Annotated in this window: 11 protein-coding genes and 1 CRISPR repeat array (1 of these 12 only partly in view); of the genes, 10 read left to right on the plus strand and 1 reads right to left on the minus strand. The window is 56.7% G+C overall.

Annotated elements, in window-relative coordinates; translation table 11 throughout:
• A CRISPR array of direct repeats spans nucleotides 1-3,318; the repeat unit is 36 nt; unit sequence CCGCACCGATCTCCGATGCCGAAAGGCGTTGAGCAC (it extends 2,617 nt beyond the left edge of the window).
• A gap of 872 nt (nucleotides 3,319-4,190) precedes the next feature.
• A complete protein-coding gene (locus dmul_RS01955) occupies nucleotides 4,191-4,592 on the minus strand; it encodes a hypothetical protein (protein WP_020875541.1) in 402 nt (133 codons plus the stop codon).
• Nucleotides 4,593-5,055: 463 nt separating this feature from the next.
• Between dmul_RS01955 and dmul_RS01960 the strand changes: the two genes are divergently transcribed.
• The 10 genes from dmul_RS01960 (at nucleotide 5,056) to dmul_RS02000 (ending at nucleotide 12,271) form a co-directional block, all read left to right on the plus strand.
• Nucleotides 5,056-5,775 carry a hypothetical protein gene (locus dmul_RS01960; RefSeq protein WP_020875540.1) on the plus strand — a complete coding sequence of 240 codons (720 nt, stop codon included), beginning with the start codon at nucleotides 5,056-5,058 and terminating at the stop codon, nucleotides 5,773-5,775.
• Complete coding sequence (locus dmul_RS01965; RefSeq protein ID WP_020875539.1) at nucleotides 5,769-6,248, plus strand: hypothetical protein; 480 nt, start codon at nucleotides 5,769-5,771, stop codon at nucleotides 6,246-6,248. Before dmul_RS01960 ends, dmul_RS01965 begins: the two co-directional genes overlap by 7 nt.
• 63 nt (nucleotides 6,249-6,311) lie before the next feature.
• A complete protein-coding gene (locus tag dmul_RS01970; RefSeq protein ID WP_020875538.1) occupies nucleotides 6,312-6,536 on the plus strand; it encodes an excisionase family DNA-binding protein in 225 nt (74 codons plus the stop codon).
• 17 nt (nucleotides 6,537-6,553) lie between these two features.
• Nucleotides 6,554-6,709, plus strand: a complete 156-nt coding sequence (locus tag dmul_RS19995; RefSeq protein ID WP_020875537.1) for a hypothetical protein — start codon at nucleotides 6,554-6,556, stop codon at nucleotides 6,707-6,709.
• A 146-nt stretch (nucleotides 6,710-6,855) separates the two neighbouring features.
• Complete coding sequence (locus tag dmul_RS01975) at nucleotides 6,856-7,218, plus strand: hypothetical protein (RefSeq protein WP_020875536.1); 363 nt, start codon at nucleotides 6,856-6,858, stop codon at nucleotides 7,216-7,218.
• Between the two features lie 211 nt (nucleotides 7,219-7,429).
• Complete coding sequence (locus dmul_RS01980; protein ID WP_020875535.1) at nucleotides 7,430-8,713, plus strand: hypothetical protein; 1,284 nt, start codon at nucleotides 7,430-7,432, stop codon at nucleotides 8,711-8,713.
• A gap of 68 nt (nucleotides 8,714-8,781) precedes the next feature.
• A complete protein-coding gene (locus dmul_RS01985; RefSeq protein WP_020875534.1) occupies nucleotides 8,782-9,243 on the plus strand; it encodes a hypothetical protein in 462 nt (153 codons plus the stop codon).
• Between the two features lie 457 nt (nucleotides 9,244-9,700).
• A complete protein-coding gene (locus tag dmul_RS01990; RefSeq protein ID WP_020875533.1) occupies nucleotides 9,701-10,618 on the plus strand; it encodes a restriction endonuclease in 918 nt (305 codons plus the stop codon).
• 208 nt (nucleotides 10,619-10,826) lie between these two features.
• Nucleotides 10,827-11,537 (plus strand): HNH endonuclease, encoded by a 711-nt coding sequence (locus dmul_RS01995; RefSeq protein ID WP_020875532.1) that lies wholly within the window; start codon nucleotides 10,827-10,829, stop codon nucleotides 11,535-11,537.
• Nucleotides 11,538-11,965: 428 nt separating this feature from the next.
• On the plus strand, nucleotides 11,966-12,271 hold the full coding sequence (locus tag dmul_RS02000; RefSeq protein ID WP_040414290.1) for a hypothetical protein: 306 nt from the start codon (nucleotides 11,966-11,968) through the stop codon (nucleotides 12,269-12,271).
• Nucleotides 12,272-12,299: the final 28 nt, after the last annotated feature.

Consider the following 12,299-nt stretch of genomic DNA (forward strand, 5'->3'; position numbering starts at 1 on the left):
AAGGTTACCATACCGCCGCGCCGCACCGATCTCCGATGCCGAAAGGCGTTGAGCACCTGTTATAACTTTAATGTAGTACAACTCACTCAACCGCACCGATCTCCGATGCCGAAAGGCGTTGAGCACCTTTTAACGATATTTCAGGCAATGAGGTTAGGTGCCCGCACCGATCTCCGATGCCGAAAGGCGTTGAGCACATTGCTTTACTTTTAGCAGGATTAAAATTATTGATCCGCACCGATCTCCGATGCCGAAAGGCGTTGAGCACTCACCGACAATCATAAGTTTCCCACGCAAATCGGAGACCGCACCGATCTCCGATGCCGAAAGGCGTTGAGCACCCGAACTCCGGCGTAGAGCCGGATCTCGATCCCGACCGCACCGATCTCCGATGCCGAAAGGCGTTGAGCACGTGGAACCGCTGATTTCATCATGCCCGAACTCGTCCGCACCGATCTCCGATGCCGAAAGGCGTTGAGCACGGGACCTAACCAAGCCGCGCCGAGAATCATGAAGTCCGCACCGATCTCCGATGCCGAAAGGCGTTGAGCACTATGGATTTTTGCCCAGGGCGCTTAGCACGCCTTATCCGCACCGATCTCCGATGCCGAAAGGCGTTGAGCACATCCAAAGGGCAACCAGGATTTGTAAGGCGGCGACCGCACCGATCTCCGATGCCGAAAGGCGTTGAGCACCCGAAATAGATCGTGTTGATATTGGCGTAGATGATCCGCACCGATCTCCGATGCCGAAAGGCGTTGAGCACTCCCATCGTGCAGTTCTTTCTGATATTGGCTCGACCGCACCGATCTCCGATGCCGAAAGGCGTTGAGCACAAGAATTGAAAGCGGCATTTGAAAAGTCGCTTCGGCCGCCGCACCGATCTCCGATGCCGAAAGGCGTTGAGCACAGCATTAGACTGAACAGTCGTGAATTTGACAGGGACCGCACCGATCTCCGATGCCGAAAGGCGTTGAGCACGTTGGCAGGCCATTGAATATCGGCACAAGCTCGGCCCGCACCGATCTCCGATGCCGAAAGGCGTTGAGCACGTTGGCAGGCCATTGAATATCGGCACAAGCTCGGCCCGCACCGATCTCCGATGCCGAAAGGCGTTGAGCACTCAGTGTAAACAGTGGAATCGTAACCGCGCCGGTCCGCACCGATCTCCGATGCCGAAAGGCGTTGAGCACATTAATGAATTGCGAATGTCGATCCATGAGGTGAAAGCCGCACCGATCTCCGATGCCGAAAGGCGTTGAGCACATTTCAAATCCCTTCAAAGCAAGACCTACCCGAACCGCACCGATCTCCGATGCCGAAAGGCGTTGAGCACTGGTAGGTCGGTCAAGTCCTCGGTCAAGTCCTCGGTCCGCACCGATCTCCGATGCCGAAAGGCGTTGAGCACCCGGCATTCAAGCCTGAGGATATCGTCCATCTCAACCGCACCGATCTCCGATGCCGAAAGGCGTTGAGCACCTGGATAAGCAGATCAATATGCTGATGGAAATGGACCGCACCGATCTCCGATGCCGAAAGGCGTTGAGCACTGATCCCCACCGTAGGCTTGCCATAGGCGCTCTGCCGCACCGATCTCCGATGCCGAAAGGCGTTGAGCACCTGAAGCGAGTGATCATGCCTGTTTACAACAAGGGCCGCACCGATCTCCGATGCCGAAAGGCGTTGAGCACATGGGGGACAAGAGCGATAATATCCCCGGCGCAGCCGCACCGATCTCCGATGCCGAAAGGCGTTGAGCACAAGCCTTATGACAAGATGGCCAAGGGTAAAAAGGTCCGCACCGATCTCCGATGCCGAAAGGCGTTGAGCACTACAAGCCGAAAAAGATTTATCGAAGGAATGGGACCGCACCGATCTCCGATGCCGAAAGGCGTTGAGCACATCGAGCAGGATCACATCGCATTTCTGAGCCTTCCGCCGCACCGATCTCCGATGCCGAAAGGCGTTGAGCACAAGTTGGGGGCCAGAGCGGCGCTGTGCTTGGCAGCCGCACCGATCTCCGATGCCGAAAGGTGTTGAGCACCCCATGAGGGGAATGTAATCGAATTGAAGCGGACCCGCACCGATCTCCGATGCCGAAAGGCGTTGAGCACCGTTGTCGTTGAAGCTTGATGATCAGCTCCAGGCGGCCGCACCGATCTCCGATGCCGAAAGGCGTTGAGCACGCCTGAAATAGTTTCTCCTGTTCCGCCGTCTTGACCGCACCGATCTCCGATGCCGAAAGGCGTTGAGCACTTGTAGACCGTTACAGGAGCCATCAACAGCACAGGCCGCACCGATCTCCGATGCCGAAAGGCGTTGAGCACCGGAGCAAAACGTTGTTGCGCTTCAGCGGATCCTCCGCACCGATCTCCGATGCCGAAAGGCGTTGAGCACAGGTCGAAGACCGGGCAAAGAAGATTGTTTCGGAGCCCGCACCGATCTCCGATGCCGAAAGGCGTTGAGCACTTTTGATCAGACAGATGAAGCAGTATGGCAACGACCGCACCGATCTCCGATGCCGAAAGGCGTTGAGCACTGTGACACTACCAGGATCAACAACTGTCATTGTTGTCCGCACCGATCTCCGATGCCGAAAGGCGTTGAGCACACGGAGCCCCTCGACTACACCCGGGTGGATCCCGTCCGCACCGATCTCCGATGCCGAAAGGCGTTGAGCACTGCTAACCCGCCGGCAATGTGAACGGGACCCGAACCGCACCGATCTCCGATGCCGAAAGGCGTTGAGCACGGACGTTGCACGATATTTTCCAGGGCGGTGAGATTCCGCACCGATCTCCGATGCCGAAAGGCGTTGAGCACTTGCACTTCTTTTCCGAAGGCCCAGCAGCCTTCGCCCGCACCGATCTCCGATGCCGAAAGGCGTTGAGCACTTGTGTGGTCGACGGATCGGCTCGGGTGCCGGCGACCGCACCGATCTCCGATGCCGAAAGGCGTTGAGCACGGGCTTTGATAGCCACAGCGCAAACGCTCCGAGCTCCGCACCGATCTCCGATGCCGAAAGGCGTTGAGCACGGGCTTTGATAGCCACAGCGCAAACGCTCCGAGCTCCGCACCGATCTCCGATGCCGAAAGGCGTTGAGCACAGATGTCCAAAAGGAGGGCCGTCATTCAGCAACTCCCGCACCGATCTCCGATGCCGAAAGGCGTTGAGCACTCGTCGGAATACTCCAAGCCGAACAGATCCACCACCGCACCGATCTCCGATGCCGAAAGGCGTTGAGCACAGTTGTTCGATCTCCCCCTCGAACGCCCGCTTAACCGCACCGATCTCCGATGCCGAAAGGCGTTGAGCACTCTTCATATTGAGCGAGGGTGATCAATATGCTGCGCACGGTTCCGCGAGGCCGTGACATCCTGATTGGAAACGAAGGCTGCGGTTGATCGCGGGCTTATCCCGCTGCCGGGCGCTCGTGTCGCCGCGACGGCAAAGGGCTCGATCGCTTTCGCCTCTTTAGTTCGGAACCATTTGCGGGCCGTCGTCGCTCCCGCATGGGATCCCGGGAGAAAGCTCTGTCCCAGTCGCCGCGTGTCAGCGGCGTTCTTAAACTGCACCAACCCCGTCGGGCTGAAAATGCGTGATCGATCTTCTTCCTTTCTTTTCCTCTCCCATCATCTTCTTCCCAAAACATCGACTTTTTCCGTACCATCACATGAGGCGGTACATTGCCGATAGCGCGAAACCGGAAAAAGAAATGTCGTCATTGCGGTACGGAATCAGGGCGGACACACAGGTCCGCCCCTACGGTGACCGTGATGTCATATGATCTGGCCGTCGTGGCAGGGGGTTGTCGCAACAGGGCCGTATTTGGCGGGGTATGGAACATCGTTAGGTGGGGTGCGGGATGAGGGCGGACACGCAGGTCCGCCCCTACGGTGACCGTGATGGCATATGATCTGGCCGTCGTGGCAGGGGGTTGCCGCAACAGGGCCGTATTTGGCGGGGTATGGAACATCGGTTGGTGGGGTGCGGGATGAGGGCGGACACGCAGGTCCGCCCCTACATTGACCGTGATGTCATATCATCCGGGCATCGGGGTTTGGGTTTGGCGCAACGGGGCCGTATATCGCGGTTGGTTCCCGGGTTCCCCCGGATTTCCGATCATCGTGCCGAACCCGTGCGGTGACCGCGATTCCATACCTCTTGATGCCGGCCTGGAAGGCACGGGTCAAGAGGTACGCTTCTTGATTTTCAGTTTTTCGTTCTTCAGGCTGTTGATGCAGAGCTCCAGAAAAACCGCCCACGGCAGATCGGCCTCGGCTGATTCGTTGGCGTGGTCGATAATCCGCTCAATTCTCGGATACATCTCCATCGCTTTAGCCGAGAACCCCTTGCCGTGTTTGGTATTGACGCTGTTTATCATCGGCGGCGGGGGAAACACCTCGGGGTCATACCGATGCAGCCGCAGCCATGACTCCACCGACAGCGCCTTCTGTTTCCCACTGGCGATCCGCCCCAGGACCGGGGCGCTGACACCGGCGGCTCGGCTTAGCTTCGCCAGTTGGCCGCGCTCCTTCTGATACTTCGCAAGGATTTTCCGAATCTCGTCGCATTTAAGGCCCTCCGGCATTTTTTTGTTCTCCTGCTGAAAATTTCTATTCGTTAGTATCTTTCTATAAACGCCTTTTAAGCTTACAGGCAAGCGAATTACTTGACTTATAATTTTCTTTCTGATAGAAATATAACCCTGTGATGTGAATCAAGTATCGATTCGATTTTAAAAAAATTATCGCGCCCGGATAACAAACACCCTGAGTCAGCACAAGTATGCCAAAAAGAATAGCAAAGATCGCGATGTTGTACGATATTCGGCCATCGGTGCGTTATTTCCGCCGCTGTTAAAAATATGTGACAACTTTGATATCTCACGGTGTTTGTTTTTCCAAAAAGATACTTTCTTCTCGGTAGAAATTTTCTAACTAACCATAATTAAAGGCAATAGCTTAAGTCATAGGTTGTAGCGGCGTAGCAACCCAGGCAGCCGGAAAGGCAAAATGGATCGGTTCCTATTCTGACACAAACGGAGAGAGAAAATGTCAATCGAACATCCCACCGAAAACTGGACAAGATTCCCGAACAGCATTCTGGACAACCTCGACCGATACTCCGGAAACGAGCTCAAGGTTCTGGCGCTCATGATCCGCAAGAATCTCGGATGGCGCGATCCGAACAAAAAGTATGCCGTGAAATACATCGCCGCGAAGACGGGCCTCTCGAAGCCCACGGCCCGGAAGGCGATTGGTTCCCTGCTGGAAAAGGCGGCGATTGACGAAATTTCTTCAGGGAAGCGGTGCACGCGACGATTCGAGATTAATCTGGAAGCGCTGGGGAAGGGTGAGAAGGCCTCTGCGAAGAAGAACGAGGCAGCCGTGCCGAAGGCTGTCGTCCGGCCCAAAATTCAAACGGTAACCCGGGAAAAAAATTTGCCCGTACCGGTAAAAGATTTTCCCCCGTCAACAGTCGGGACCGGGAAAAAAATTTTACCTGTACAGGTAAAAAAATTTGACCGGAACATGGCAAAAATTTTGACCCAGTATAAGAAACCAGTAAAAGAAACCAGGGGGAAGAAACCAGCAGCCCCCCACCGCCTTTTTTCAAAACCTGTTTACACGAAAGAAGACTGGCACGCCGACGAAACCGACGAGCGGTTGAAAGAGATCAACAGGGAAATCATGGAAGTATGCGGCGGTCCGGATCCGGTTTGGGAAGCTGAGCTTAGAGCGCTCGAGCGGGAAATCCGGGAGACATGGTAAGGCTGGTTCGGGGTATGGCCGAGATTTACGGCAGGCGTTACAGCCCCGACGCCCTGAAATTGGTCATGCTGTCTTTGGATGATTACAGCTACGACGAGGTCCGGGAGGCTATCGCCCAAGTGCTCAAGAAAAGCCGCTTCTGCCCGACCCCCATGGAGATCATCCAGGAGATCAACGCACTGAAGGCGGCGCGCCGGGAGTGGGGGTGGCATCCGCCGGCAAGCCTGCAACAAGCGCAACGCCGCCTCTTTCGTCAAGAGGAGCTGGCCGACGCGTTTTTGCGACTGTTCCCAAAAGAGCAAGCCGAGCTGAAACAGGCCTTCCTGTCCGAGACCAACGCGTTCATTCGCAGGCGTTCCGAGAAAACCGAACCGGAGCGGTTGGCCCGGAACACCTCGTTCAAACTGTTTCTGGAAGATCGATGGGACGGCGAGGATCGCCGCGAAAACGCCGTGTCCGAGACGGCGAACTAACCGCTCTGCCCTGTTTCAACCCCAGAAAACGAACCGCATAACCCCGATACCAAGGAGTCTGGCATGGATATCACCCCGGAATGGTTTGACACATGGTTCGATGCAAAATTCCCGGAAGAGGAATACGGACCAAAGGACATCCGCAGAATCATGGGCATCGGCAAGAGCCGCGTATACAGGGCCATCGATTCCGGAGAGCTGGAGGCGATCCGGGTCGGGACCTGGTGGCTGGTGCCCAGGCCCGCCCTCAAGGCGTGGCTTCTGGCCGGATACAACCTCAACAACTGAAAAAGGAGGCATTGATCATGATGAAATACATCGTCTATCTTGGCGCCGTCGTGGCGTTGCTGGATTCGATGACCCGGGCCCTCGAAGACGGCAAGATCACCAAGGATGAATGGGTCGGGATCCTGAAGGATGTGGCAAGGGCCGTCCTGGCGACAGGAGGTCGGGCGGCATAATGGGCGATCTCAGCGGGAATTTCAGCGCATCGGCCGTTTTTTTTGGATTGCCGTGCCGGTTTGTCCCCAAGCGTCCCACACGAAAAGACGTTATCTGGTAAGAAGCGGGTAAACATTAACCCCAAACCTGAAAGGAGGACAACATCATGGCCATTCTACCGCTCGACTGGGAACAGGACTCGCTCGTTGCGGCGTCTCTTCTGGAAAACGGCGCCGACGATCTCAACTGGACCCTGGCCGCCGACGCCCGCATCAAGACCGCTGAAAACCCCACGGGCATCGGCCCGGTCGCCTACAACGGCAGGCCCAAGGATGAAACCGGGAAGGTGGACCTCAAGGAGGGCAGCCCCCGGGACGCGCTGTTCATCTTCTACAAGGCCGACGAGTCGGTGCGCGCCACCCTCGAGGCCCAGGACCCTGCCGACGTGGCGGAGACCATCGCCGACTTCCTCGCGAACCACGGCGGTGACGTCGCCGCCATGACGGCCCTGGCCCCGACCGTCGTCTAGGCCGGATAAACCCTTCAACCCGCAAAAGCCTGGTGGCCCGTATGGGGCTTCCGGGCTTTTTTTTACTCAAATCGACGTTCGTGACAGTGATCGGAAAGAGACTGAAGGCTGAAGGGGGATCAGGGCGTCGAGTCGAATCTGTTTTCAGCTCGCTCTCGAAACAGCGTCTCTGCCGGAAGGCTGGACCCAGGATTAACGGAGGTTTCGGAATATGGCATTCAAGCAATGTTCGTCCCTGCTGGCGGATCTCATTCAGGCCGGGGCGGAGAAAAGATGGAAGATGGAATACAAGGGCATCGTCAACACCGGCGATACCTTCGGCGGAAGGGCGGTGGGCCCGGCTGCCTGGCAAAGCAAGGACAAGGCATTCGTCCTGTTGATGTTCCGGGAGGATGCGGTCTGCGAGTACGACCTCCTGCAGACGGACCCTGAAAGCACCGTGGAGATGGTGGATTTCATGGGGAGCTACGGCCATGCGCCGGACGAGCTCCTGGAGGCCACGCGGGTCGCCTTCACGGCCAACGCGGCCTATGCGGCCCCACCCCCGGACACCACGCCCCGGGAGATCTTCTATGCCGTGGCCGGACACTGCGACGCCGAGGGCGTCGGCGGTGCGTTCGAAGCGGCGTCCGCCAATCCCGAGGGGCAGCTCATCACCCTGGGCCGCACCGAGGCGGCCGGCCTGCTCCGGTCCGTTGTCTTTTTTGAAAACGTTCAGCTTCCCAAAAAGCCCGTTGCCTCGGCCCGGCTCAAGTTCACGGCGGACGGCGGGGAAGCCCTGGTCCGGGACCTGATGACCGTCACCGAATGGACCGGGAGCGACTACGTCGCCTTGGGGGAATGGGAGAACGGCATGTGGAAGATCTCCGAGGGGGGCATCGACCTGAACGGGCTCGCCCCCCAGCTCGTCCTGGACGGGGTGACCCACTTCAGGATCAGCGTGGACCCCGTTGACAACGGCGGGGGCGGGATCTGGATCACCGTCAACGACACCGGGGGGCAGCCGGTCGGGAGTCTCTTCACCGAGGATCCGATTACCGCGCCCGCGACCTTCCTCGTGGAATGCAGCCCCATCGGCGAGGGCCGGATTCTGGGTCACGTCAACATCAGCTTCAACAGCGCCGAGACCCATTCGTGGTGCACGGATCTCAAGGCCGTCGCCCGGACCGCGGGCAAGACGGAGGACCCCCTTGTCGCGCACATCGGCATCACCCCGAACCCGGCGTTGCCCACCGGGCAGAGCCAGCGGGCCGCGATCCTGGCGGGGCAACGGGCAATGCGAACCCACTGGGACCTCACCCAGGCCTGGGCCCCGGGCGCGGCGGTGCAGTCCCCCAACTTCGCGCCCATGCTCAACGCGCTCCTCACGGACAGCGCCTACGAACCCGGCCGGAACCTGGCCGTCGTCATCGAGAGCCGGTTCCCGGGAAAGACGGCGGTAAACATCGACCGCCGGTGCCGGGCCGGAAGCGATATCGTGCTGAAGATCAACTGAGAACTGCAATGTCCCTTCCGCTTCGGCGCCCAGGCCGGAGGGGAGGGGCCGGAAAGGAGGTTAAGGACATGCCGACAGTCGAGATTCCCGAGCTCTGGGGTGTTGTCACGGCCGTGGTCCTGGCGCTCATCGGCTGGCTCCAGTCGGCCGCCCGGACGGCCGCGAGCCTGCGACATCTCCAAGGCAGCATCAAGCGCCTGAACCTGAAGGTCGAGAACGCCGCATCCAGGTCGGACCTGAGAGAGAACATCGCCCTGGTCATGGCGGAGATCAAGGAGACGCGCCTGGCGATCACGGAGATTGACCGCCGCCGGGAGTTTGCCGGAAGCGAGTTTCACGAATTCCGCGAACGCATGGCCGGCGAGCTCGCAACGCTCCGTGCCCGGATGAAAACCCATCCCCGCCCCGACCCTCCCGAAGCTGATCCGGGCGGCTCTTGTAACCTGTTCGCACCGTCGGGACATCGGCTTGCAACCCTGCCCAAAAAGACCAACGCCACGGCGCCCGGGGAGGCGGTTTTGAAAGGGTGAACGCCCCGAAAGCACCCGGCAGCTGTTGAGCCCAATTTCCCCGTGATCGGCGGCCCGCAATTGTGCAATATGCCGGGCCGCCGGGTCATGACGGCCTGCATCGAAAACGCGTCGGCATCCACCCGGGGTGCCGACCCACGTCAGCCGCTATTACCTTCCACGTATTCGACCTTCCGCATTCCGATCTCCGTATCTCTTCATCACCTTGTTATGTTGGATCAGGCCGATAGGTATTTATACCTATGCGACAATAGGTACTTGTGCGCATTGACCGGAGAGAAGAAAAGTTTTAAGATCGCGCTCGGATTTGGAGACGGCGGTAAAAAAATGGGATTCGTTTGGCGTATTGCCTATTTTTCACTGAAGCGGGCTGCGTTTCAGTTGGAATGGAACGAAAGGGGAAATGCCCGAATGCCGCCTCAATATCCGAGTATCCGATAAACATTGGAGGTGCCGATTGGCTGTACCGGATTTTCAATCATTGATGCTGCCCATACTCAAATTCGCCGCTGACGGCAACGAGCATTCACTGCAGGCAACCCGAGAGGCGTTGGCTAACCGGTTAGGGCTTTCACAGGAAGATCTTGACGAAAGACTGCCAAGTGGAAGGCAGACCACTTTTGCAAACCGGGTAGCATGGGCCAAGGCCTATCTCACACAGGCAGGTGTGCTGGAATCTCCCAAAAGGGGGATGTTTCACATATCCGACCGTGGACGGAAAGTTCTGGCGGAAAGTCCGGATCGAATTGATATCAAGTACCTTGAGCGTTTTCCTGAGTTTCAGGAGTTCCGGCAGGCGAGCAACAAAAATCGCACCGATAAAGTGACGCAGACAAATGACAAGGAAACAAGCCCCACAACGCCGGAGGAAACGCTGGAACAGGCATATCAGCAACTGCGCGACGAGGTTGCCAATGAACTGCTTCACCTCATCAACGGGAATAGCCCCGAGTTTTTTGAGCGGTTGGTGGTACACTTGCTCGTCGCCATGGGCTATGGCGGTTCGGTCAAAGAAGCGGGGAAAGCTACAAGAAAAACCGCAGATGAGGGCATAGACGGCGTCATCAAGGAAGATCGCCTCGGCCTCGATGCCATATACCTCCAGGCGAAAAGATGGGAAGCGGTTGTCGGCCGTCCCGAAATACAGAAATTTGTCGGTGCGCTGCATGGCCAACGTGCAAAGAAAGGCGTCTTCATCACAACCAGTCGCTTTTCAAGGGAAGCACTCGACTATGTCGGACAAATTGATCCGAAAGTTGTCTTGATTGATGGAGCCGATCTTGTCCAGTTGATGATAGATCACGGGGTCGGGGTCAGTTCGGCAGCCGTTTACGAGGTCAGGAAGGTTGACACAGATTTCTTTATCGAGGAGTGACCCCTATCTCTATAACAAGTTTCAACAGCTACAGGCCGATGATCGTGAGGCATCCCCAACCGGCCGTTGCCATGCTTCGTGATGGGCTTCAAAATCGATGTGCCGACGCCACTTGCGGTCAGTTTACTGGTGGCTAACTCTTAAACGACTTTTTTGAACTTATTTTAATTACGATCAATCATAGGTGCTATGTGAAGGAAATCGAAACATGCCTACAGAAGCGTCATTCGCACCACCTCCGGCTGACAGATATGTCGCTGCGTTTCAATCCATTACAGGTCTTACTGATTGCCATTATCAGCTTCTCCGCCTCCACTATCATGCCCCAGAACATACGGTTACAGCCACGCAACTTGCGGAATTAGTCGGTTACAGCAGTTATTCGGTCGCCAACTTGCAGTACGGCCGGTTGGCTAGGCTTGTTGGCGAGCGATTGGATTACTCCCCAGAGCCGGAGTACCTTGGCACGTTGGTTTGGTTCGAGAAACGGCATGGTGAATGGCACTGGATTATGCGGCCCGAGGTCGCTCAAGCATTGGAACAGCTCGGATGGGTCGAAAGTACCGGGGTGCTTCTCCCGGAGGAGATCGCCGCCGCAACTGAGTCGATAGTCGAGGGGGCGGTGTATCGAGTAGTGGTCAGCGCTTACGAGCGTGACCCGGAGGCTCGCCGGCGCTGCATCGCAGCTCATGGTACCACCTGCTGCATCTGTGGATTCAACTTCACTGCTGCTTATGGTCCGGTGGCTGAAGGGTTCATCCATGTTCACCACCTGCATCCTTTGTCGGAAACGGGCGGAGTGCACCGGGTTGATCCGGTGAAGGACTTGCGGCCCGTATGTCCCAATTGCCATGCAGTTTTGCACCGTCGGGTACCAGCATACAGCATCGAGGACGTGCGCGGCTTCCTGGGACAGTAAAAGCGCGTCTAACCCTGAAACAAGTGTGATTTTATAGCATAAAGCAAAAAAATATTCGAAATATCCATCTTATCAGCGTATCATGTGTTTGCCAAAACCTATAATGCCGTCAAGAAGGAGTATTTCGAGTGACACCAATTATCTCTTCTAAGAAAACGTCGTTTTCTTGTAAATTTTGGAACCGACCCTCGGATCGGTTAAAACGCTAAAAAGCTGAAGAAGACGAAAAGGGGAAATGATGATGGTTGGAAACATAGTCCTCGGGCACCGCTCGGTTGAGCACACAATCCGACATGAAGTTCAATAATTTCCCTGCATATTAGGATAGGAAGTAGCCTCACGACTCCCCCTCCCACGCCACACAGCGAACGAAGGGTGGCTCGTACTGTGCGGTTCGGCTGCTCAGGCAGAACGAGACTCTGGAAAAAATGTGGGAAGTGTGGCGGCGGGTAGCTATCAATTTCGAAACTGGCAAGGTTCTTTTCACAAGTAGGTCTCATGGACAGGCCTTGGTGAGCGCTGAGTATTTTCTGGTGGAAAAACAGTATGACCGACCCTGGCATTTCATGGGTTTTTCAGGGCGAAAAGGCTTGACCAGCACCAATGAAGCGGTCTATGGACAGGAAGGCGCGGAAGCCGAACGAAAGGCGTATGTCCTTGACCACCATAGCGATAGTGTTCCCCCTCAAAGGGCTTGGGGATGGGGATCTATCTTTTTGGAAACATTCATATAACTTGTTTTTGACCATATTTCATCTGCCC

The sequence above is a fragment of the Desulfococcus multivorans genome, assembly GCF_001854245.1.
Classification (GTDB): Bacteria; Desulfobacterota; Desulfobacteria; order Desulfobacterales; family Desulfococcaceae; genus Desulfococcus; species Desulfococcus multivorans.

What these genes read in the sequence shown, in the direction of transcription:
- dmul_RS01955 (WP_020875541.1), bottom strand. Translation starts at nt 4,592, where the DNA reads ATGCCGGAGGGCCTTAAATGCGACGAGATTCGGAAAATCCTTGCGAAG.
- dmul_RS01960 (WP_020875540.1), top strand. Translation starts at nt 5,056, where the DNA reads ATGTCAATCGAACATCCCACCGAAAACTGGACAAGATTCCCGAACAGC.
- dmul_RS01965 (WP_020875539.1), top strand. Translation starts at nt 5,769, where the DNA reads ATGGTAAGGCTGGTTCGGGGTATGGCCGAGATTTACGGCAGGCGTTAC.
- dmul_RS01970 (WP_020875538.1), top strand. Translation starts at nt 6,312, where the DNA reads ATGGATATCACCCCGGAATGGTTTGACACATGGTTCGATGCAAAATTC.
- dmul_RS19995 (WP_020875537.1), top strand. Translation starts at nt 6,554, where the DNA reads ATGATGAAATACATCGTCTATCTTGGCGCCGTCGTGGCGTTGCTGGAT.
- dmul_RS01975 (WP_020875536.1), top strand. Translation starts at nt 6,856, where the DNA reads ATGGCCATTCTACCGCTCGACTGGGAACAGGACTCGCTCGTTGCGGCG.
- dmul_RS01980 (WP_020875535.1), top strand. Translation starts at nt 7,430, where the DNA reads ATGGCATTCAAGCAATGTTCGTCCCTGCTGGCGGATCTCATTCAGGCC.
- dmul_RS01985 (WP_020875534.1), top strand. Translation starts at nt 8,782, where the DNA reads ATGCCGACAGTCGAGATTCCCGAGCTCTGGGGTGTTGTCACGGCCGTG.
- dmul_RS01995 (WP_020875532.1), top strand. Translation starts at nt 10,827, where the DNA reads ATGCCTACAGAAGCGTCATTCGCACCACCTCCGGCTGACAGATATGTC.
- dmul_RS02000 (WP_040414290.1), top strand. Translation starts at nt 11,966, where the DNA reads ATGTGGGAAGTGTGGCGGCGGGTAGCTATCAATTTCGAAACTGGCAAG.